Annotated in this window: 19 protein-coding genes, 1 tRNA gene and 1 riboswitch; of the genes, 10 read left to right on the top strand and 10 right to left on the bottom strand. The window is 71.0% G+C overall.

Features of this window, described 5'->3' with window-relative positions:
* Nucleotides 1-144: 144 nt before the first annotated feature.
* Nucleotides 145-891, bottom strand: coding sequence for a hypothetical protein (locus tag ACZ7OH_RS47355; protein ID WP_470286939.1), 747 nt, complete (start codon nt 889-891; stop codon nt 145-147).
* 7 nt (nt 892-898) lie between these two features.
* On the bottom strand, nt 899-1588 hold the full coding sequence (locus ACZ7OH_RS47350) for a papain-like cysteine protease family protein (RefSeq protein WP_400898488.1): 690 nt from the start codon (nt 1586-1588) through the stop codon (nt 899-901).
* Nucleotides 1589-1797: 209 nt separating this feature from the next.
* Between ACZ7OH_RS47350 and ACZ7OH_RS47345 the strand changes: the two genes are divergently transcribed.
* The 3 genes from ACZ7OH_RS47345 to ACZ7OH_RS47335 all read left to right on the top strand — a co-directional run bounded on the left by ACZ7OH_RS47345 (nt 1798) and on the right by ACZ7OH_RS47335 (nt 4698).
* The gene (locus tag ACZ7OH_RS47345; RefSeq protein ID WP_470286938.1) at nt 1798-2730 is read left to right on the top strand and encodes an SMP-30/gluconolactonase/LRE family protein; all 933 of its coding nucleotides are present in this window, start codon (nt 1798-1800) and stop codon (nt 2728-2730) included.
* 113 nt (nt 2731-2843) lie between these two features.
* A complete protein-coding gene (locus tag ACZ7OH_RS47340; RefSeq protein WP_470286937.1) occupies nt 2844-3713 on the top strand; it encodes a class II glutamine amidotransferase in 870 nt (289 codons plus the stop codon).
* Nucleotides 3714-4149: 436 nt separating this feature from the next.
* Nucleotides 4150-4698, top strand: coding sequence for an RICIN domain-containing protein (locus ACZ7OH_RS47335; RefSeq protein WP_470286936.1), 549 nt, complete (start codon nt 4150-4152; stop codon nt 4696-4698).
* A gap of 75 nt (nt 4699-4773) precedes the next feature.
* Here the strand turns inward: ACZ7OH_RS47335 and ACZ7OH_RS47330 are convergent, their stop codons facing one another.
* Nucleotides 4774-7575 (bottom strand): AfsR/SARP family transcriptional regulator, encoded by a 2802-nt coding sequence (locus ACZ7OH_RS47330; protein ID WP_470286935.1) that lies wholly within the window; start codon nt 7573-7575, stop codon nt 4774-4776.
* 538 nt (nt 7576-8113) lie between these two features.
* Here ACZ7OH_RS47330 and ACZ7OH_RS47325 point away from each other — a divergent pair.
* A complete protein-coding gene (locus ACZ7OH_RS47325; protein WP_470286934.1) occupies nt 8114-8500 on the top strand; it encodes a hypothetical protein in 387 nt (128 codons plus the stop codon).
* Nucleotides 8501-8518: 18 nt separating this feature from the next.
* Nucleotides 8519-8824 (top strand): transposase, encoded by a 306-nt coding sequence (locus ACZ7OH_RS47320; RefSeq protein ID WP_470286933.1) that lies wholly within the window; start codon nt 8519-8521, stop codon nt 8822-8824.
* 75 nt (nt 8825-8899) lie between these two features.
* Here ACZ7OH_RS47320 and ACZ7OH_RS47315 read toward each other — a convergent pair whose 3' ends face one another.
* Nucleotides 8900-9862 carry a hypothetical protein gene (locus ACZ7OH_RS47315; RefSeq protein WP_470286932.1) on the bottom strand — a complete coding sequence of 321 codons (963 nt, stop codon included), beginning with the start codon at nt 9860-9862 and terminating at the stop codon, nt 8900-8902.
* Between the two features lie 92 nt (nt 9863-9954).
* Here ACZ7OH_RS47315 and ACZ7OH_RS47310 point away from each other — a divergent pair, with 92 nt between their 5' ends.
* On the top strand, nt 9955-10449 hold the full coding sequence (locus ACZ7OH_RS47310; RefSeq protein WP_470286931.1) for a hypothetical protein: 495 nt from the start codon (nt 9955-9957) through the stop codon (nt 10447-10449).
* A gap of 161 nt (nt 10450-10610) precedes the next feature.
* Here the strand turns inward: ACZ7OH_RS47310 and ACZ7OH_RS47305 are convergent.
* Nucleotides 10611-10692 (bottom strand) — tRNA-Val (locus tag ACZ7OH_RS47305).
* 643 nt (nt 10693-11335) lie between these two features.
* Between ACZ7OH_RS47305 and ACZ7OH_RS47300 the strand changes: the two genes are divergently transcribed.
* Entirely contained in the window at nt 11336-11500 is a 165-nt protein-coding gene (locus tag ACZ7OH_RS47300) for a hypothetical protein (protein ID WP_470286930.1), read from the top strand.
* A gap of 87 nt (nt 11501-11587) precedes the next feature.
* On the opposite strand, the gene ACZ7OH_RS47295 is transcribed toward ACZ7OH_RS47300, so the two are convergent.
* From ACZ7OH_RS47295 to ACZ7OH_RS47285, 3 genes are all read right to left on the bottom strand, one after another.
* Nucleotides 11588-13909, bottom strand: coding sequence for a WD40/YVTN/BNR-like repeat-containing protein (locus tag ACZ7OH_RS47295; protein ID WP_470286929.1), 2322 nt, complete (start codon nt 13907-13909; stop codon nt 11588-11590).
* 180 nt (nt 13910-14089) lie between these two features.
* A complete protein-coding gene (locus ACZ7OH_RS47290; RefSeq protein ID WP_470286928.1) occupies nt 14090-14269 on the bottom strand; it encodes an alpha/beta fold hydrolase in 180 nt (59 codons plus the stop codon).
* Nucleotides 14270-14862: 593 nt separating this feature from the next.
* Nucleotides 14863-15441 (bottom strand): TetR/AcrR family transcriptional regulator, encoded by a 579-nt coding sequence (locus ACZ7OH_RS47285; RefSeq protein WP_470286927.1) that lies wholly within the window; start codon nt 15439-15441, stop codon nt 14863-14865.
* Between the two features lie 148 nt (nt 15442-15589).
* On the opposite strand from ACZ7OH_RS47285, the gene ACZ7OH_RS47280 reads away from it, so the two are divergent.
* Nucleotides 15590-16312, top strand: a complete 723-nt coding sequence (locus ACZ7OH_RS47280; RefSeq protein WP_470286926.1) for a hypothetical protein — start codon at nt 15590-15592, stop codon at nt 16310-16312.
* Nucleotides 16313-16408: 96 nt separating this feature from the next.
* Entirely contained in the window at nt 16409-16657 is a 249-nt protein-coding gene (locus tag ACZ7OH_RS47275) for a hypothetical protein (RefSeq protein ID WP_470286985.1), read from the top strand.
* On the opposite strand, the gene ACZ7OH_RS47270 is transcribed toward ACZ7OH_RS47275, so the two are convergent.
* Nucleotides 16539-17168: a hypothetical protein gene (locus ACZ7OH_RS47270; protein WP_470286925.1), complete on the bottom strand. Its 630-nt coding sequence runs from the start codon at nt 17166-17168 to the stop codon at nt 16539-16541. The two genes, ACZ7OH_RS47275 and ACZ7OH_RS47270, sit on opposite strands and share 119 nt — an antisense overlap.
* Nucleotides 17169-17406: 238 nt before the next feature.
* Entirely contained in the window at nt 17407-17841 is a 435-nt protein-coding gene (locus ACZ7OH_RS47265) for an aminoglycoside phosphotransferase family protein (RefSeq protein ID WP_470286924.1), read from the bottom strand.
* 112 nt (nt 17842-17953) lie between these two features.
* Nucleotides 17954-18190: riboswitch (cobalamin riboswitch) on the top strand.
* A gap of 114 nt (nt 18191-18304) precedes the next feature.
* Here ACZ7OH_RS47265 and metE point away from each other — a divergent pair.
* Nucleotides 18305-20599 carry a 5-methyltetrahydropteroyltriglutamate--homocysteine S-methyltransferase gene (gene metE / locus ACZ7OH_RS47260; RefSeq protein WP_470286923.1) on the top strand — a complete coding sequence of 765 codons (2295 nt, stop codon included), beginning with the start codon at nt 18305-18307 and terminating at the stop codon, nt 20597-20599.
* Nucleotides 20600-20715 lie beyond the last annotated feature (116 nt).

Genomic DNA, 20715 nt, shown 5'->3' with positions numbered 1-20715 from the left:
AGTGCCCACGTGCGGAACGATGTTGTCTCGTACAACAGTCACAAGTGGACGTCCAAGTGGTACTCCACCGGCGCGGAGCCGGGAGACCCGGGCTCCTGGGCGATCCGGGGGCGCACGTGCCGGATGTCAGGCTGCTTCGAGTGTTCAGCCGAGGGAATTCCGGCCACGGTGGCGGCGTCGGGCGATCATCGCCGCGGCCGCGGCCGCCACGATGACGGCTGCGGCACCCGGCGGCCACCAGCGGGCCAGCGTCGACCCCGCGGCGGGAGCAGCCGCCGGGTGAGCTGCCACCTGCTTGTCCGCGTATCGGTCGTGGACCTGGCGCTGGTAGTCGGCCAGGGAGACGAACGCTCCCACCGCGCTTTGCGGCAGGCTGGCGCGCAGCAGGCGGACGCCGGTCGCGCCGAGCTCGTACCAGCCGTTGATCTGGGGTTCGTTCAGCAGCACCGTTCCCGGGTGCAGCTGCCGGGCCAGCCGGGTCTCGTCGTCGCCGGAGAGGACGCTGTCGACGCGCCAGCCGGAATCCGGCCGGGCGGCCGTCGACGGGGCGGCCTCGATCGTGCTGGTGCGCCCGTCCGGGGTCCGCGCCACGACCGCGACGTAGCGCAGGACCGCCGCCGGGCCGGTCCCGTCGCGGACGAAAGCCGGGGCGAGGGTGTAGGCGGGGATTCCCGTGTCCGCAACGGTGATCCCGGCGGGGTCCGGCTGACCAGGTCTGCGCAGGTTCGTCCGCGCGTAGCCGAGCGCTCGCGGGGTGTGGGCCGCGACGACGGCCGCCGAGAGCTGGCTCGCCGTCGTCGGTTCCCACGCCGGTGCCGCGGCCGCCGCCGGGCCGGGCACGCCCAGCGCCAGCACTGCCGCCGCCACCACGGACCACGCAGACCTGGCCACGGCTACCTCACCGTCCGCCGGCGATGTCGACGACCGTGTCGCCCCACGTGAAGTCGCTGTTCTGCAGGTAGCTGTCGTAGGACTGGGTGCGGTAGCGCTGGTAGGTGGGCCACGGGTCGCCGACGTCCATCGACTGGTTGGCCGCGTCGTAGCCGTAGATCACCTCGGCGTGGCCGCCGCCGGAGGTCCAGTAGATCCCGGTCAGCGCCGGGTTGCCGGCGTCGATCTGCTGGGTGATCGTCGAGTAGGACACCGCGCCGCCGGCGCTGTCGGCGGAGAAACCGGTGCCGTGGAACCCGTTGACGATTTCGTCGATCTGCGCCGCCTCGTTCGGGCAGTACCCGGGGGTGGCCCCTTTCCCGGCCGCGCAGAAGGCATCCTGGGACGTCGCCGCGCCGTGGAACTGCTCGATGCTCGCGCCGTCCGCGGCCCAGCACCATTCGTCGTTCTGCTGGACCTGCTGGCTGTAGTTCAGGCTGACCGCGGCCTTGGCGGCCCGCGCGCTCATCGCGCCCAGCTTGAAATGGCTGTTGTCGGCGAGCGGGTGGGTCAGCGTCAGGCCGTTCGGCACGGGAGCGCCGTGACCGTTCACCGTCGCCGCACCGGCGGCCGGGCTCAACGCCAGCGTGACCGTCGTGGCGACGACGCCGCACGTCAGCGCCATTCCCATCAATTTCTTGTCGAGTGCGATGGCCATGGAATTCTCCTTCACGCCGAAAGGGGACTCGTTTATTCGGGGAAACCGTGTCCGATACTGTGCGGCGGTGGGAAATTTCCGACAACCGACGAAGGTCGGTTAGTGCCGATGTTATGGCAAGAGTTATGCCGCCGATCCGGCTGTCCTTCTCGGTCCTCTCCGTTCGTCTAGAAGGTGAATGACCAGAGGTACGAGGAGGGACTCGGATCATGCGACTCCACAGAATGGCCATCGTCGCGGCCGTGGCCGGCGCCGTCATCAGTTCGACCGCCGCGGCCACCTGCGATGTGACGGTGTCCGACGCCCATGTCGTGGCGCACCTCGACGAGAGCGCCGGGCAGACGCCCGAGGCCGTCGCGGTCGAACCCGACGGCTCGGCGGACATCTCGTTCTCGGCCGCCGGCCAAGTGGCCCGGGTGACGCTCGGCGGACAGGTCCAGGTGCTCGGTCGGCTCCCGCGCACGGGCAACTGCCCGGTGGCCGGCGCCCCCAGCAGCATGGGGCTCGCGCGCTCGTCGGACGGCGCGCTCTACGTGCTCGACTGCACCGGTGACGCGAACACCGGCGTCTGGCGGATCAGCCGCGGCCAGGCGCCCGTCCAGCTCGCCGCGCTGCCGCCGAGCGGGTTTCCGAACGGCATGGTCCTCGACCAGCTCCGCGGGCAGCTGTACATCGCCGACTCCACGCTGGCGACCGTGTGGCGCGTCCCGATCGGCGGCGGAACGCCCGTGGCCTGGGCCACCGATCCGGCGCTGGCGAGGACCTCGTTCCTGGGCGCCAACGGCATCAGCCTGCACGGTGGCGCCGTGTGGGTCAGCAACACCGACCACGGCACGATCCTAAGGATCCCGATGCGGCCTGACGGCAGCGCGGGAGCCGTGCAGACCGTCGCCAGCGGGTTGGGGCTGGTCGACAACTTCACCTTCGTGCCCGGCACCGATCTCATCCTGCTGGCGCTGCCCCTCGCCGACCAGGTCGTCCTCGTCCACCCGGACGGCCAGGTCCGCACGCTGCTGACCGCCGCCGACGGCCTTTCCGGCCCGACCGCGGTCAAGGTGTCGAACGGCACCGTGTACGTGTGCGACGGGGCGGTGGTCAGTCACACCGATCCGAACCTGCTCGTCGCGCACATCGACTACTGACGCCCGCGCTGTCGCCACACTGTTGGATACGACAACAGTTCGTCGGTCCCCTCGCTGTTTGACCGACGCGTCCCGGGTACTCGTCTGTACAGCCGCCGGGAGAAGGGTTCGAGATGTGTCGTCTGTTCGGTTTGTCCGCCGCGCCACAACGGGTACACGCGACGTTCTGGCTGCTCGAAGCCCCCGACAGCCTCGCCGCGCAGAGCCGGCGAGAACCGGACGGGACTGGCCTGGGCGTCTTCGACTCCCAGGGCCGGCCGCACGTGTGGAAGCAGCCGCTGGCTGCTTACGCGGATGAGAAGTTCGCCTACGAAGCCAAACAATGCGAGTCGGTGACGTTCCTCGCACACATCCGCTACGCCTCCACCGGCGGCCTGGAACTCCGCAACACCCACCCCTTCGTGCAGCGCGGCCGCCTCTTCGCGCACAACGGCGTGATCGGCGACCTGCCGGGCCTGGAGGAACGGCTCGGCGACCAGCGGGACCTCGTCGAAGGCGACACCGACTCGGAGCGGTTCTTCGCCTTGATCACCAAGGAGACGGACGCGCGCGGGGGCGACGTCGGCGCGGGAATCGCGGCTGCCGCCCGGTGGGCCGCGGAGCACCTGCCGATCTACGCGCTGAACCTGATCCTGACCACCGCCACCGAGCTGTGGGCGCTGCGCTACCCCGACACCCACGACCTGTTCGTGCTGCGGCGCGCGCCCGGCGGCCCGCACGGCGACCGCCACCTCGAGCACACCAGCACGGCAGGCCGCATCCGGGCCCGGTCCGGCCCGCTGGCCCACCACCGCGCCGTCGTCGTGGCGAGCGAACGGATGGACGAGGACCCCGGCTGGCAGAACCTGGAGCCCGGGCAGCTGCTGCACGTCGGCGCCGACCAGGTCGTCACCCGCCGGACCGTCCTCGAGCACCCGCCCCGCCACCAGCTCACCCTCGACGACCTCGGCACGCACGCCGCAGCGTCCCAGCACGGCCGGTGACCCCGGCGCAACGGTCCGTCGGCCGCGGGTTTCGACAGCGGGGGCCGCGGAAATCGCGACGGGGTTCACGAGCGGGTTGGCATGGCGGCGACACCCGAATGGCCATCGCCCAGTGCTTCGGCGCGCTCATCGGCGCGGGCAGTCCCTGGAGGAGAACGCCCGACCACTGTCGGCGTCCGGCCGTCGTGGCCGCCCTCGCGCTCAAGGCGCGTCCTCCCCGTTCTCGACGTAGTGCTCACCGGCACGCGGAGTTCAGGCACCGGCCCGCGGCAGTGGCCGTGACCAGGCCGGTAAAGCGCCGCTAAGGACTTCCTACGGCTCGGCCGGGCACCTTGATCGGCGGGCTGCCGCTGGGCAGCACCGGTGAGCCAACCGGGCCGGCCGCTTCGGCTCCGGCTGTCCGGATGATCCGGTTGGCATCGAGAAAGGGGAGAACATGAGACGCGGTCTGATCCGTGCGGTCACCGCCGTTGCCGTCGCCCTTGCCGCAGCGGCCGGGGTCGCGGTCCCGGCGACGGCGGCGACCTCCGGGAAGGTCTCGCCGGCCGGGGTCGTCGCCGACGGCACCTATCGGTGGGCCAACGTCAACAGCGGGCTGTGCCTGGCCTACGCCCCGGACGCGCGGGGCGCGAACCGTCAGGAGGGCTGCGACAGCGGCGACTACACCATCTACTGGGACGCCGTGAACGTCGGCGGCAACAACTACCGGCTCGTCAACGAGCACAACGGCCAGTGCCTGTCCATCTGGCGCGGCGACACCAACGACAACGCCCAGGTCGGCATCTACGCCTGCGTCGACACCCCCGCGGAGGTCTTCACCCTGGTGCCGGCGACCTCGCCGGCTTTCGCGGGTTCCTACCAGTTCGTGAACGTCAACAGCGGCAAGTGCGTGGCGGTCGGCGGTGGCCGGACGAACAACGGTGCCTGGGTGATCCAGTGGAGCTGCGCTCAGAGCGGCGAGTTCATGTGGCGCCCGTACAACTGAGCGGTCCGCGTCGGGGGCCCATGAAGGTGTGAACCAGCGGACGAGGATCTCCACGACGCGTGGTGGAGATCCTCGTCAGCGGCCGGCGTGGTCGTCGAGGGCTTCCAGGCGCTGTCGGACCTGGGCTGCGTCGGCGTCGCGTCCGTGCGCGCCGTACAGGTCCGCGGCTTCCCGCCACACCACCCGGGCCTGCTCGTGGCGGCCGAGCGCGGTGTAGGGGTGGCCGAGCCGGTCGAGGGTGGCGGCGGATTCGTAGGTGTTGCCCAGGCGCTGGAAGAGCGCGAGCGCCTCCCGGTAGTTTTCGATGGCCCGGTGGTGCCGGCCGGTCAGGTGGTCGATGTACCCGAGGCTGTCCAGCGTGTCCGCCTCGCCGGCGGGGTTGTCGTGCCTGCGATGCAGGGTGAGCGCGGCCAGGCAGTGGCCGCGGGCGGCTTCGTGGTCGCCGAGCCGGGAGCTGAGCCAGCCCACCCCGTTGAGCGCATGGGCTTCCCACGACGGCCGGCCGAGGGCGCGGCACAGGTCCAGCGCGTGGGTGGCGTGCTCCAGCGCCCGGCTGTGGTTCTCCCGCCGCTCCCAGTCCCGGGCGAGCTGGTGGTGGGCGAGTGCCTGTTCGGCGGTGTCGTGCCGGCGTTCCGCCAGATCGAGGGCTTCGTGCAGGTGCCGGCTCGCGTCGTCGTGGCGGTCCAGCTCGGAGTAGGCGCGACCGAGGTAGCGGTGCGCGCGGACGGCGGCGCCGTGGCCGGGCAGGTGGGCGGCGGCGGTCACCGCGGCCCGCCACGCGGCGAGGTCGTCGTGGCGGTGCCCCCGCCGGGCGTGGAAGGTGGTCAGCACCCAGGCCAGCTGCCAGACGGCGGGCTGCCAGGCGTGGTCGACGGCGCTTTGCCTGGCGGCCACCAGGTTGGCGTGCTCGGCCTCGAACCAGGCGATCGCCGCCGGCAGGTCCGGCAGCTCGTGCGGGTGCGTGCCCGGAGCGGGCGTCTCGAGCCGGACAGCCGGGCGACCGGGATCCACCAGCCGGTCGGCGGCGTGGGCGGTGTGGAGGTAGAAGTCGAGCACGCGCCGAAGTGCCGCGTCCCGTTCGGCCGGGCTGTGCCGCCGGGTCGCGTGTTCCGTGGCGTAGAGCCGGATCAGGTCGTGCATCCGATACCGGCCCGGGGTGTGCTGCTGGACCAGGCACGCGTCCTCCAGCTCGTTGAGCAGTGCCCGGGTCGTGCCGGGGGAGTGCGCCAGCAGGCCGGCGGCGGCGGGCAGGCCGATGTCGGGGCCCGGTGCCAGGCTCAGCAGGCCGAACGCGACGCCGGCCGCCTCGGACAACGCGTGGTGGGACCAGGACAGCACGGTGCGCAGGGCGGCCCGGGGATCGCCGGGGTCCAGGGCGTCCAGGCGAGCGGACCGGTCGCGGAGCTCGTCCGCGAGGACGGCCAGCGGAAAGGCGGGGTGGCGGGTCGCGCGGGCGGCCACGATGCCCAGCGCCAACGGCAGGCCGGCACAACCGGCCACCAGCTCGTCGACCGCCTCGGGTTCGGCGGCGACGCGGTCGTGGCCGAGGTGGCGGGTGAGCAGGAGCCGGGCCTCGTGCTCCGGGACGACATCCAGGTCGACGCAGTGCGCGCCGTGGGCGGTGACCAGTCCGCCGAGACGGCGGCGGCTGGTGACCACCACCGTGCAGGTGGGACTCCCCGGCAGCAGCGGGCGGACCTGGTCGGTGTCGCGGGCGTTGTCCAGCACGATCACCATGCGCTTGGCCGCCACCAGGCTGCGGTACAGCCCCACCTGGGCGTCCGGGTCGATCGGGATCGCGGCCGCGGCCACGCCGAGGCTGTCCAGGAAGCCGCGCAGCGCTGTGACGAGCGGAACCGGCTGCCCGGCGGGGTCGAAGCCACGCAGGTCGACGTGCAGCTGCCCGTCCGGGAACCGGTCGAGGTGCGTGTGGACCCAGTGCAGCGCCAGCCAGGTCTTGCCGATCCCGCCGGTACCGCCGATCACGTGGATCGGCACTCCGCCGCCGGTGTCCGGCGGCGCGTCCAGGCGGGCCAGTTCGGTGGCGCGGCCGGTGAACGGCCGAGGTGGCGCAGGCAGTTGCCGCGGCACCGGCCGCTTGATCGACGGCCCGGCGGCGGCCGCGCGCACGGCCAGGTCCGGGGCGGCGTGGAGGATGCGCTGGTGCAGCTGCCGCAGTGGTGGGCTCGGGTGCACGCCGAGCTCGTCGGCCAGATCGCGGCGCAGCCGCTCGTACCGCGCCAGCGCGTCGGCCTGGCGGCCGCTGCGGTACAGCGCGAGCAGGTACTGACCGGCGAGGCGCTCGTCCAGCGGATGACGCTCCATCCGGTCCGCCAGCTCGGCGAGCAGGGTGGCGTGCTGCCCCAGCCGCAGCCGGACGTCGGTGACGTCGAGCTCGACCGCGTGGCGCTGCTGGAGGAGCGTGGTGCGCAGCGAAACGACCCAGGCCGTGTCGGTCACGCCCGCGAGGGGTTCTCCTCGCCACAGCCCGAGCGCCCGGGTGAAAGCCGTGACGGTGTGGTCGTCGTGCCGGCCGGCGCGGGCTTGCCCGGCCAGCGTCCCGAACCGGTGCAGGTCGACCAGTTGCGGATCGACGGCGAGCCGGTAACCGCCCGGGTGCGTCGTGATGGTGGCGTCCGGCGCGGCGGCCAGTGCCTTGCGCACCAGGGCAATGCGCTGGTGGACCGCGCCGCGCGGGTGCCGGGGCAGGCGGTGGGGGTGCCAGGCTCGGTCGAGCAGCTGGTCGACCGACACGATGTGGTTGGCCTCGACCAGCAGCACCGCCAGCAAGCACCGCAGCTGCGCGAACCCGATCGCGATCGGCGCGCCGTCGACGGCTGCCTCGACCTCGCCGAGCAGGCGGAACTCCACCCCCACACGAGCCTCCCCCGAAGCCGGCCCCCCGACTCGATCTACGAGTACATGCTCTTCGGTTCTGGGCCGTCGGCACAACCAACGACCGGGCGAACCGTGTCTCGCCGCGGTGGGGCAAACAGCCGTACGGGCAGGGATGTCCGCGTTGACCCGCGCTCGCCGGCAGCGCCATTTCGGTCGGTTCGGCCGGCGTAGAGCGAGAACCCGGGGCCGGCCCGCAGGTGCGGTACTCGGCCCGGCCGCCGGCTGCCGTGCACCCTCCGGCCGGGTCGGCTCGGGTTGCCTTCGACGCTGGGATTTCCGGTGCCGATGCGGCGCTGAGCCCGGTCCCGCGGCCGCCACCGGCGCGCCGGGGCGGATCCGGCTCGACGAGGCCGGCCGGCCACTGGGGCCGGGGACTCAACCGCTGGCTGGTTCAACGAGCGGTTCGGCCGGTTCTGGGGCTGGTTCTCCGCGGGGGACCTGTTCCTGCTCAACTTCCTCACCATCGTCACCGAGTTCATCGGCATTTCCCTGGCGCTGAGCTCCCTCGGGGGCGTCGGTGCCCGCCATCGCGGTGACCGGCAGCTTCCGCCGCTGGAGACGTGCCGTCCTGGTGTTCATCGCCGCCAACGCGATCCTGCTGTTCGTGTCGCGGTTTCAGTTGCTCTCAGACGATCAGGGGGCGTTGATCGAGGACTTGCTGCCGGGCCGCACGGGAAAGCGAGACGGGCAGTTCTCCGACGCGCGGGCGATGGTCGAGGGGATCCTCTACCGGTATCGGTGCGAGCTGGGGCGTCTGCTCACCCGGGCGGACGCGGCCGTCCTGGTCGAGTGGGCGGTGTCGGTGGGTTCCACGATCGCGTGGGCGCATCAGCACGCCACGAACATCACTCGCCTCACAGGGGGCTGGGTCGAACTACACGGAACTGCTGACCGAGCCGCCTGACCATGCGATCGGCCGCTGGTGGCTTTGGTCGGGCCCGGGCAGGCCGGGGATGCTCCGATGTTCCCGCATCTCATGCGGCACCTGCAGATTCGCCGGGCGGGACGCGGTCGGGCCCGGACCCGGCCTGACCGTGTCCGCGGTGACAAGGCTTGTTCCTCGCCGGCGATCCGCGGGCATCTGCGCGCTCGCGGCATCACCGCGGTGATGCCCGAGCCTGCCGATCAGGCCGGGCATCGCAAACGCCGAGGTGCCCGCGGTGGGCGCCCACCCGCCTTCGATCCGGTGGACTACCGAGGCCGCAACGCGGTCGAACGGCGGTTCTAGCCCGCCGGGTCCGCTTCGGTGTCCGGCGCGGCCTGCCTGGTCAGCCTGGCCGCCGCGGCCTCCGGGGGACTGGGGTCAGCCCGGGAAGTAGCTTGGTGGCTGCCGGCGCAGGGTGGTCGCCGCCCTGGCCAGGTCGCTTTCCGGGATTGCCGCTGACCCCGTGCCGATCTCGATGACCCGGTCGCCTCTGCGGGCGACGTAGCGCGACACCCACCCGTTGGAGGGTTTGGTGACCCGCCAGACGTCAGGTCCGGCCGCGGTGCACGGCACGGCGGCTTGGCTGTCGTTGCCCGAGCCGGGGAGCGCGCAGTCGGCCGGGGGGTTGAACCGCGCGGGCACGGGCGTCTCGAACACCGCGATGTTCGGCGAGGCATCGGCCGCCTGCTGGGGCGCCGACGTGGGCCGAAGCCAGAAGGCGAACAAGGACCCGGAGTCCTCGAAGTGGTACTCGGTGATCGTGTAGCCGGGCAGGTCCGGGGCGAACAGCGGATGCGGGAAGGCCGCCAGCTGGGCGGCTTTGCCGGCGGCCTCGTCGGCCCCGCGGGCGGCCCGCTGCATCGGAGCCACCACCAGCTGCGCCGGGATCAGCGCGAGCACCGCCGCGGCCACGATGACCCGCCACTGGGTCCGGGCGCCCGGACCGCCGACGAACGCGGCCGCTGCATAGCCGCCGGCCGTCACCACGGCTACCGCGAACACGGTGGCCGCCTCCAGCCACTGGCCGAGGGCTGGGGTGTAGGGGTCGAGCATGGCCAGCCCTCGCGTCAGCGCCACCAGTGCCACTGGGGCCAGCAGGGCAGTCAGCAAGGGCCGCCGCACCCGCACGATCCGCAGCAGCGGCCAGGACAGCGCCCAGGCTGCCAGCACCGCGACCGCCAACTTGGCCAGCACCTCCAGTTCCTCGTTGCGGAGGGTGAGGGCGACCACGGTCACCGCCAGGCCGAGCGCGCTGCCGACAGCCGCGGCCCGAGCGCACTGCCCCGCCAGCCCACGCGCGGGAAGGATATGTTCGGGCGACGCGGCTACTCGCTTGTTCACGGCGGGAATCCTCGCGCCTGCCCGCCAGGCCCGGCATCCGGGCAACTACTCAATTCCCAGCCGTCCGCACGGTCAGACAACGCGTCCGCCATGTGCCGCAGGCTTTGCTGCAGAGCGGTGACCTCGCCGAGCCACCGCATCCGGTGCGCTTCGTCGAGCCGTTCGATACTGAGCGCCTGGTGGCCACGCCGGTGCAGGCGCTTCGAGCCGCGATGCGGCTTTATGAGTTGGGTCTGGGCAAGTCGGGGTTCGTGCTGTGCCTGATGGATGTCTATACCGGCGCCCGATGGGGTGAACTTGTCGGGCAGCAGCGGCACGAGTACGACGCCGAGAAGCGCGGCATCGAGATTGATGATCATCACGAGGAAGCCAGGAGGCGTCCGCCGACGAGGCGGGGCGAACCCTCGGTCGAAGAAGGGGCGGACCAAAACTCCTGCGGGAATCCGGTTCTGGCGGCCGGCATGGGACGGGATCGAGCTCGACGACAGCATGTGGCTGACGGAGGACTGGGTCCCGGAGGCATCGCGCCGGTCTACGACCACGTGACCCCGGCGATGGTGAACCAGATCCTGGACACCCCGGAGTAACGCTGGCTGCGATCGCTGGCGTCCTTGTACCCCCGGGACCGAGCCAACCTGGTTCCCGCACATGCGGTCCGGCGGGCGATCGGGCCGGGTTCGGGGGCCATCGCCGGATCGTCGCCGACTGACGACTGAAGCCCTGTCCCAAGGAGGGGCAGGGCTTCAGATGGCGCGCGATACTGGGATTGAACCAGTGACCTCTTCCGTGTCAGGGAAGTGCGATGCCTAGCTCGACCAGGCAAAACACGCACCACTGCAGGTCGTGGGTCGGTCTGCTCCTCGGAGGGCTGCTTTCAGCGTCATCGGCGCGGGTCGCCGTCGCCGAATGATCGCCAGACGAAGTCCAGCGGGACTTGCAACGACTAGGCCCTATCAGCGGCCGTCCGGCCGCGCCCGATCGGTGTGACTGTCGACGGACCGGATGGTAGCGACTTCATAACGGAGTGTCGCCTTGTGGGAGTTCGTGCCTCCGACCAAGTCGGCCTTTTCGAGCACTTGGGGGTGCAGGCGGGCCCGGGTCGCCGCGACCTGGGCCGTCGCGTGCGCACCCGACTCCGGCGGCACGGCGTCGAGCGCGCTGAGAAAGTCGTTGTGGGTTCGCCACACGAGGCTGTAGAGCTCCGCTGTGCTGACGCACGAGGTCATGACTTCCGAGCGTGGGGCGCGGCACCCGGTCTGGGTCATCTGACGCTCGAGTCGGGAACGGAGGACTTGCGCACCTCTTTGTCGGCCAAGGACCGAACCGCTTTCAGCAGGCCCTCGAAGTCGCCGACCTGGCCGCGCGTCCTGGTCGCTCCGGGCCGAGCCGGACGCGCTCGAGCAGCTGCGCGCCAAGGTCCGCGCCGCAGACCCGGAGCGTGAGCTGAAGACGCCGTCGGCTCTCGTTCTGGCGGTGGCTGGACGGCCATGGACGGTCGAGAAGCTGTTTACTCTGTCCCAGATCGGTTTGCTGCGGCTGAATGCGGAGGCCCGCTTTCCCGGAACGACGCTGAAGTTCGCCGAGATCCCCTACGTGGACAAGAAGACAGCTAAAAAGCTGCGCGACGAAGCGACTTAAGTCATGAGCAGGTGCGGAGCTGTGACGATTTGAGCATCTGACGACGCTGTGTAACGATCGTGCGGGTGAGGTAGCCGCTGGCAAGCGTCAGTCGTCGATCCGGATCGACCAGACGCTGCGGCCGAAGGTGGCGGCGTAGAGGGTCTGGCCGTCACCCGTGGTCTTGATGTCCAAAATGGACGTGTTCGGCAGTCCGCGACCCAGGCGACGCCAGTTGCCGCGGCCGTCACGATTGACGAACACACCGAGGTTGGTGGCCGCGTAGAGCCGTTTCCGCGATTGGTCGTAGGTGATCATCTCGACCGGTGCGTTCGGCAGCCGGCCGCTGATGTTGTTCCACGAGTTCCCGCCGTCGGTGGTTTCCCAGACGTTGGCGGCGAGATCGCCCTCGCGGTAGCCGGAGAATGCCACGAACGCATGCTTGGCGTCAGTGGGGTCGACGACGATCGCATTGACCCACCGCGTCGGCAGTCCCTTGCCGGTGAACTCGGTCCACGTCGCGCCGAGGTCCGTGGTCTTCCACAGCCGGCCGGTATCGGTGCCGACGTAGATCGTGTTCGGGTCGGTCTTCGCCGGCGCGATCCACGTGATCGTCGCGTATTCGTTGCCGTAGAACGGACCCTGGTCGTTCTCGTTCGGCGGCACCGGACCGGTCAGGAAATCGCCGGGCGGGCTGATCCGGGTGAACGTGACGCCACCGTCAGTCGACCGGTCCAGGACGTTGCCCCCGAAGTAGACGACCTCGGGGTTGGTGGGATCCAGCACGACCGGTGCGTCCGTGGTGATGCGGTCGGAGTGCCGGGTGCCGAAGCTGACCGACTGCGAGTTCCCACCCGAGTCCACGTGCCGATGGCAGACACCGACCTGCGAACACTCGTAGTAGACGTTGTGGTCGCGGTAGTCGATCAGCACCTCGTGCCCGTCTCCGCCGCCGTAGGCGTTCCACTGGGTCAGGTCACCGGGTGGGGTCGTCGGTGTCCACGTCCGGACGCTTCCGTTGTCCTGCAGGCCAGTGGCCAGCCGGGTGGGATCGTCCTGGGCTACGGCGAGGTGATACGACTGGTTGAACGGCTCGTACGTGGCGTGGACCCAGCCGCCCGACGCGCCGTTGGTGTCCGACCGGTAGACGCCGCCGTCGTTGCCGAGGTAGATCCGGCCGGTCTTGTTCGGATCCCACTGCATCGCGTGCTGGTCGGCGTGGACTCCGTTGGACACCTGCCAGGTCGCGCCGCTGTCGTTGGACTCCCGCAGGTTGACGTCCGCGGCGAACAGGTGGTTCTCGTGCTGCGGGTCGACCCACATCTTTCCGAACCACCACGCGTAACCGCTGCTGCCGCCGGCGTGCCCACCCGGCGTGAACGAGTTCCCGCCGTCGTTGGACACGTAGAAACCCTTGTCCGGGCCGTATTGCGTGGCGGAGATGACGTAGACCCGGTTCGGGTCGTTCGGTGCGACGGCGACGCCGATGCGGCCGAGGCTCGGATCGCTGTGCAGCCCGGTGCCGGCCTGGTCGGTCGACGCGGTGCCGATCACGTTCTCCAGCCGTGTCCACGTGTCGCCGCCGTTGTCCGAACGGAACAGCCCGGAGCCGACGCCGCCGTAGACGCGCGCGCCGTTGTTGCGCTGGTGGTCCCATAGCACGGCGTAGATCCGGTTGTGGTTGGCCGGGTCCATCGCCAGGTCCACGCCACCGGTGGTCTGGTTCGGCGCCGGCAGCACCAGCCGCCAGTCCCGGCCGTTGTCGGACAGCCGGTAGATGCCACGCTGCTGAGCCGTTCCGGACAGGTTGCCGGTCGCGGCGACGTACACGCGCCGTTGATCCACCGGGTCGGCCAGGATCCTGCCGATCGAGCCGCTGCGGGTCAGGCCCCAGGAGTCCCAGGAACGGCCGCCGTCGGTTGACCGGTACACACCGTTGCCGAAGAACGTCAGTCCGCCACCGGACGGATTCGCCTCGCCCGTGCCGGCCCACAACGTCCCGTCCCGTCCCATTTCCAGCGAGCCGATCGCCTGCGGCAGCCCGGCCGGCCAGGCCGGCTGGAACGTGGCGGCGGCGTCCGTGCTGCGCCACACCCCACCGCCTGCTGCCGCGACGTACATCGTGTCCGGACGGCGTGGGTCGACCACGAGGCCGGTGATCCGCCCACCGACGTTGGACGGTCCGACCAGACGCCAGCCGTTGCCGTTCTCGGGCAAGGCCGCGGCCTGCGCCTCCGCCTGCCGCACCTGATCGTCGGTGACGGTCCGGAACGACGTGAACTTGTCGTCGAGATAGTCCGCGGGCGCCTGCGGACCGCCGACGTCCTTGTCCTCGTCGACGTGACCGCTGTCGGCGTCGTGATCCTCGCCCTCGAGCCCGGTCACGTGCCCGGTCGCCGAGGTCAGCAACACCGCGGTGACCACGGCCACGACGAATATGCCTATGAGCCGTGAAAACCGCCGGAAACCGAACATATAGCGCACCTCGCCCGGGTGACCCTCTGATCAGCAAGGCACGCTAACCCGTTCCAAACCCTGGTGTCATCGGACGATCGACGGAAATCCAGGCGTACTCGGCCATTCGGCCCGCGTCGAAAGTAGGCGGAGGCATCAGTTCCGATCGATGTCCATGTAGAAGGAGCGGAGGGCGGCCGCGAGCTGGCGGGGGGCTTCCATCGCCACGTAGTGGCCGATCCGTTCGATGTGAACGGCGGTCACGCTGCCGGCGACCTGCCGTAGCGTGGCGGGCGTGAAGTTCCCCGAGCCGCCTGCCACCGCGAGGACGGGCATGTCCACTTCGCGGGCCGCGAGCGCGGAGTTCGTCGCCCTCGGAGAGCAGTGACCGGTACAGGCCCGCGGCGTCGGTGAACGCGTCGGGGTTCGCGGCGAGCGAGGGGATCGCGTAGTCGGTGAGGAACTCGCGCTCGCGTCCGGTGAGGAGCATTTCCGGGATGCCGGGGGCGGTGAGAACGCCGATGTGCCAGGCACCGCCGTGGGTGACGTCGGCGAGCATCTCGGCGCCGAATCCCGGGAGCCCGGTCTCGATTCCGGTGTAGCTGCGGACGAGTTCGGGGTGGGTTGCGGCGACCCGGAACGTCGTGGGGCCGCTGATGTCCTGGCCGGTGAGGTGGACGGGGCCGACGTCCAGGTAGGCGATCAGGTCGCTGAGGTCTTTCGCCGCGGTCGTGCTCGCGAGTGGCGGTGGCGGAGTCGCCGAATCCGCGAAGGTCGACGGCGAACACTCGGTGGTGCTCGCTGAGCAGGGGGATCAGCTTGTGGAACAGCGTCATTTTCGTTGTGGCAGCGCAAGCCTTGACGATCCCAGGAGGCTTGCGGCGACTCCGGACGTCGGCAGCCTGCTCGCAACGCTCTCCACCGGCTGATCAACGCGCCGCGGCCGGTGCCTCCAGCACGGCGCGCAGGCCGGGGAGTACCAGCTTTCGCCACGTCCCGGCCAACCAGGCCGGGTCGTGGCAGAAGTCGTGCATGACCCACCAGCCCAACAGGCCGAGCGTCGTGTTGGTGTAGTGGTCGACGACCAGGTCGACCGGCAGATCCGAACCGGACTCGGCCAGCGGTTGGCTCAGGTGCTCGGTCAGCACCTGGCCGACCATCCGTTGCAGGTGGCCCGCGACCAGGTTGCCGCCCTGCCGGCCGCACAGCGCCCGGTACACCGTGCGGTGTTCGTAGGCGTGCTCGTAGAGCAGCTCGGCCGGCCGCGCGGTGTCGGTCGGGGACAGCGTGCCGACCGCGTCGCGCAGCTGGCCGAGCATCTCCTCGAAGCAGCTGAACAGCAGCGCGTCCTTGTCCTGGTAGTGCGCGTAGAACGTGGAGCGGACCACGTCCGCGCGGTCCAGGATCTCCCGGACGCTCACTGCCTCGTAGCCCTTCTCCAGCACCAGTTCGATCAACGCCTCGTGCAGCGCGCGGCGGGTGCGCCGGACGCGTCTGTCGTCGGGCATCGCAGCCTCCCGGTTTCCGGTCAGTTTCGCCGATCTGTTCGTTTCCGGACAGTCGGCCCGGATCGCACGTTGACGACCGCCTGGTCCCGAACACCATACTCGAACAAGTTGTTCGATATCAGACTGACTGTTCGATGAAGGGTGCGTCATGGTCATGTGGGTACTGGTGCTCGTCGGGGCGGTGGCCACGCCGTCCGTGGCCGCCGTCGCGCTGTATCGCGGTGGGCCGGCCGCCGGGCTGTCGCCGCGCAGATCGGCCGGGGTCGCGGTGCTCGTCGGCGTGGTGTGGGGCGCGTGGGTCGTGGCGAGTGCGGCCTTGGCCGCGAACGACGTCTATCACGACCCGGACGCGGTGGTGCCCTGGCTGGGGGTTGCCGCGCTCGGCGCGCTCGTCGCCGCGTTGCTGGCTGCCCGGATTCCGGTGCTGGCGCGCATCCTGGCCGCCTCGGGCACGACGACGCGGCCGGCGTGGCCGCATGCGGTGCGGGTCTTGGGCGTGCTGTTCCTGATCGCCATGGTCCAGGGCACGCTGCCGGCCGTGTTCGCGCTGCCCGCCGGGCTGGGCGACATGGCGATCGGCGTCGCGGCCATTCTGCTGGCCCGCCGCTGGAACCGGCGTCGGGCGATCTGGTTCAACGTGTTCGGCCTCCTCGACCTCGTTGTCGCGGTCACGCTGGGTCTGCTCGGCGGTCTCGCGACCCAGCCGGTCCTGGCGGTTTCCCCGTCCACGGCGGCCATGTCGCTGCTGCCGCTCGCCCTGATCCCGACCACGGTGGTGCCGCTGGACGCGGCGTTGCACGTGCTGTCGTTGGCCCGGCTGCGTCGCGCGACGCGCTCGGCCACGCTGCCGGTGCCGGCCGTCAGCGGGTGATTCGGCAACGTCGGGTGCCCAGGGAGCCTCATTCCCGCACCAGGGCCCGGTACGATTCCGCGGCTGAGCGGAAGCACCGACGGGGGAAGAAGAATCATGGACGTCGCTGCAAACGCGGACAGAGTCCGCGTTCACGAACCCGCGCCGCACGTGCCGTCGGGGGCCGAGCCGCTGTTCGCCGGGTACATCCGGCAGCTGACCAGGACGACCGTCCTCCGCACGGGACTCAGCTGCGCGCTCGTCGGCTTCGGTCTGCTGCTCGCGCTGACCGAAAAGCGGGGGAGCGGCGGCTCTTCGCGGAGCCGTACCACCGGCTGGACGTCGCCCCGGACGGCTTGCTCGTGAAGGGGTCCCGGGTGTCCGTGCGGCTGCCGGACGGGCGGTGGCTGCGGACCCGGCTCCACGACGGGCAGCGGGTGCAACTGGCCGGCGAGCGCCGGTTGTGGGTGCTCGGCACCGGGCGGCGGGTGTTCGTCCGGCTGCCGGGCGCGATGTGGTTGCGGGAGGGGCGGATCGAGGACGCGCCGGTGGCCGGCGCGACGCCCGCGGAGCCGGTCTCGCGCCACCCGATGCCGCCGCGACGTGACCCGGTGCTCGCCGCGCACCGGGCGTTCCAGATCCGGCGGACGCTCGGGTCCGCGGTGACGTTCGTGGCGCTGGGCGCGGCCGGTTTCGTCTTCGTGTCGACCGTGTCGTTCGACCCCGGCAGCATCGCCGGCGCGCCCGCGGTGGGCGGCGTCGCCGGTGGCAGCGCGGTGTTCCTGTTGCTGGGCCTGCTGATGCTCGTCGGCGCGCTGCGGATCCGCCGCCCGATCACCGAAGACACCTGGGTCGAGCTGCGGGTCGCGCTCGACACGCAGTTCGTGCCGCGCAATCGCGGGGCGACCCGGCTGACCGGCTGGGCACTGCACCCCGACGACCGGGCAGCTGTGGCTGCAGGGTTGTCCGCGGCCGGGAAAACCGGTGAAAGCGGGTCTCCCGGGCTATCCCTGCGTGGGCTGGTTTCGCTTGACCTGAGCGCGGCTCAGCTGGAATGCCTCAGGCGATCGAGATCGAGCCCGAGCGACGGAATTGCGCGAAAGGGCAACAGTGCATCACCGGGTCAGGGAGATGAGTTCGTCGATCGCCGCTTCCGGACCGTCGTAGGTGAGGTGGGCGATGGCGAACATGGGGGCGATCGCCCGGCTCCAGGCGTCGAGCCGGTCGCCGTCGAGTCCGCAGGCGTTCGCGACTCGTTGACAACGCACCTCGACGCCTTCGTGCGCGGCGCCGGTCACCACGTAGTCGATGGCGTCGAAGCAGGGATCGCCGTTGCACGACTTGGGATCGATCGCGACCAGACCGCGCAACGGCCCGCCGTCGAGGACGTTGCCCAGGTGCAGATCGCCGTGCAACAACACAGGCCGGGTCTGGGTGTCCAGCGCCGCGCAGCGTTCGATCGCCGCAATGTGCGATAGCCGGCACCTGAGCTCGGTGACCTGCCCGCGGTCACCACCGGGAGTGGTGACTGCGGGCGCCGGACCGGTCATGCCGGATCAACCGCACGCCGTGGCCGCGAGGCCAGGTTGCCCGGTCCGCCTATCGGAGCTGCGGAGTCCACGGAGTGGAACCTGCTTCTAGGGAAATCCGCGCTGAGGTCGCTATGGTGGCGGTGCAGCTGGTTCGGCCGTCACGAGCACCATGGTGGCGGCCGAGGCAAGAGGGAACCCGGTGAGAATCCGGGACTGCCCCGCAGCGGTGAGTGGGAACGAACGCCGTCAGTCCCTTCGAGGGACAAGCACTGAGCCACCCGGCTTGGGAAGCGATGGCCAGTAGGAACCCGGCGCACGCGCCGGAACGCCCGCGAGTCCGAAGACCTGCCGGCTGCGCACCCCACGACCGTGGGGTGCTGGCTGCGACCTCGCGGGCAGGTCACGCCGGATCACGACCGGAACGGTCGCGGTTTGCCGTGCGCTCCCGCAGGTCCACGCGGACTCGCGAAAGAGAGCCCCCGTGACCAGTACCACCCCGACCAGCCGCGCCACCGTGTACGGCTATCCCCGACAGGGCGCCGACCGGGAGCTCAAGAAAGCCATCGAGGCCTACTGGAAGGGCCGGATCGACGCCGACGCCCTGCTCGGCACGGCCCGTGAGCTGCGGCTGCGGAACCTGGCGGAGCTGCGCGACGCCGGCATCGACGACATCCCGAGCAACTACTTCTCGTTCTACGACCACGTCCTGGACACCGCGGTCCTGCTTGGTGCGATCCCCGAGCGGCACCGCGGACACGCGAGTGACCTGGACCGATACTTCGCCATGGCCCGCGGCACCGCGGACGCGCCCCCGCTGGAGATGACGAAGTGGTTCGACACGAACTACCACTACCTGGTGCCCGAACTCGGCCCGGACACCCGGTTCACACTGAACGCGGCCAAGCCCCTCGCCGAGTTCGCCGAAGCCCGCGAGCAGGGCGTCACGACCCGGCCGGTGCTCGTCGGCCCGGTGACCTTCCTGCTGCTGGCCAAGGACCCGACCGCGACCGACGGCTTCGCACCCCTCGACCTGCTCGACCAGATCGTCCCGCTCTACGTGGACCTGCTGCGGCAGTTGCACGAAGCAGGCGCCGAATGGGTCCAGCTCGACGAGCCCGCGCTCGTCACCGACCAACCGGCCGACGTCCTGGCCGCGATCGCCGACACCTACGCGACGCTGGCCGCGGCCACCGCGCGGCCGAAGATCCTGGTCGCGTCCTACTTCGACCACCTCGGCGACGCCCTGCCCGTGCTGGCGAAGTCGCCGGTCGAAGGCCTGGCGCTGGACTTCACGAACAACGCCGCGGCCAACCTCGACGGCCTCGCGCGCGCCGGCGGGATCCTGGACAAGCGCCTGGTCGCGGGCGTCGTCAACGGCCGCAACATCTGGGCCGCTGACCTGACCGCCGCGCTGAGCATCCTCGGCACGCTGCTCGGGCTGGCCGGCTCGGTGGACGTCGCGGCGTCCTGTTCGCTGCTGCACGTGCCGTACGACGTCACCCTCGAAACCGCCCTCGACCCGGAGATCGCCGGCTGGCTGGCCTTCGCCCGGCAGAAGCTCGCCGAGATCGTCACGCTGCGCCGTGGCCTGACCGAGGACCGCTCCGCGATCGAAGACGCTATGCGGACCAACGCCGAGCGCCTGTCCTCGCGCGCGGCCTCGCCGATCGTGAAGGTGCCCGCCGTCCGGGAGCGCGTCGCCGCGGTCACCGACGCCGACCTGCACCGCGTCAGCCCGTACGGCAAGCGCCGCCAGGCTCAGCAGGAACGCTTGCACCTGCCGGAGCTGCCGACCACGACCATCGGGTCGTTCCCACAGACCGCCGAGCTGCGCCAGGCCCGCGCCGCGCTGCGGGCGGGCAAGCTCGACCAGGCCGCCTACACCGAGGCGATGCGCGCCGAGGTCCGCGCGGTGATCGCCGAGCAGGAGCGGATCGGACTGGACGTGCTGGTGCACGGCGAGCCCGAGCGCAACGACATGGTCCAGTACTTCGGCGAGCAGCTCACCGGGTTCCTGGCCACCGAGCACGGCTGGGTCCAGTCCTACGGCACCCGGTACGTGCGGCCGCCGCTGATCGTCGGCGACGTCGCCCGGCCGGAGCCGATGACCGTCGAGTGGGCCACCTACGCCCAGAGCCTGACCGACAAGCCCGTCAAGGGCATGCTGACAGGCCCGGTGACCATGCTCGCCTGGTCGTTCGTCCGCGACGACCAGCCCGAGGGCGACACCGCCCGCCAGGTCGCGCTCGCCCTGCGCGACGAGGTCGTGGATCTGGAAGCGGCGGGGATTTCGGTGATCCAGGTCGACGAGCCGGCGCTGCGCGAGACCCTGCCGCTGCGCACCGCCGACCGCGCCGCGTACCTCGACTGGGCGGTGGCGTCGTTCCGGCTGTCGACCGCGGGCGTCCGTGACGACACTCAGATCCACACGCACATGTGCTACGCCGAGTTCGGCGACGTCCTGCAGGCGATCGTCGACATGGACGCCGACGTGATCAGCCTGGAGGCGGCCCGGTCGAACATGGCGATCGTCGCCGACCTCGCTCGCGCGGGATATCCGAACGAGGCCGGGCCGGGGGTGTGGGACATCCACTCGCCGCGGGTGCCGTCGGTCGAGGAGATCGCCGGGCACCTGCGCGTCGCCGTTGGCGCGTTCCCGGCCGAGCGGCTGTGGGTCAACCCGGACTGCGGGCTCAAGACCCGCGGCTACCCGGAGGTCCGGGCGACCCTGGCCAACCTGGTGGCGGCCACCGGGCAGCTGAGGGCTCGGGCGTGACCAGCGTTTCGCCGCGGCGGGCGAGCACCTCGCCCGCCGCGGTACCCGCGCCGCGCGCCGGCCGTCCGCGCACGGTCCGGCGGCGCCTGGCTGCCGGAACGCCGGTGCTGTCTCTC

This window comes from Amycolatopsis sp. NPDC114478 (assembly GCF_055633805.1).
Note: the sequence above shows the minus strand (reverse complement) of the source record. Positions and strands in the feature narration are given on the sequence as shown.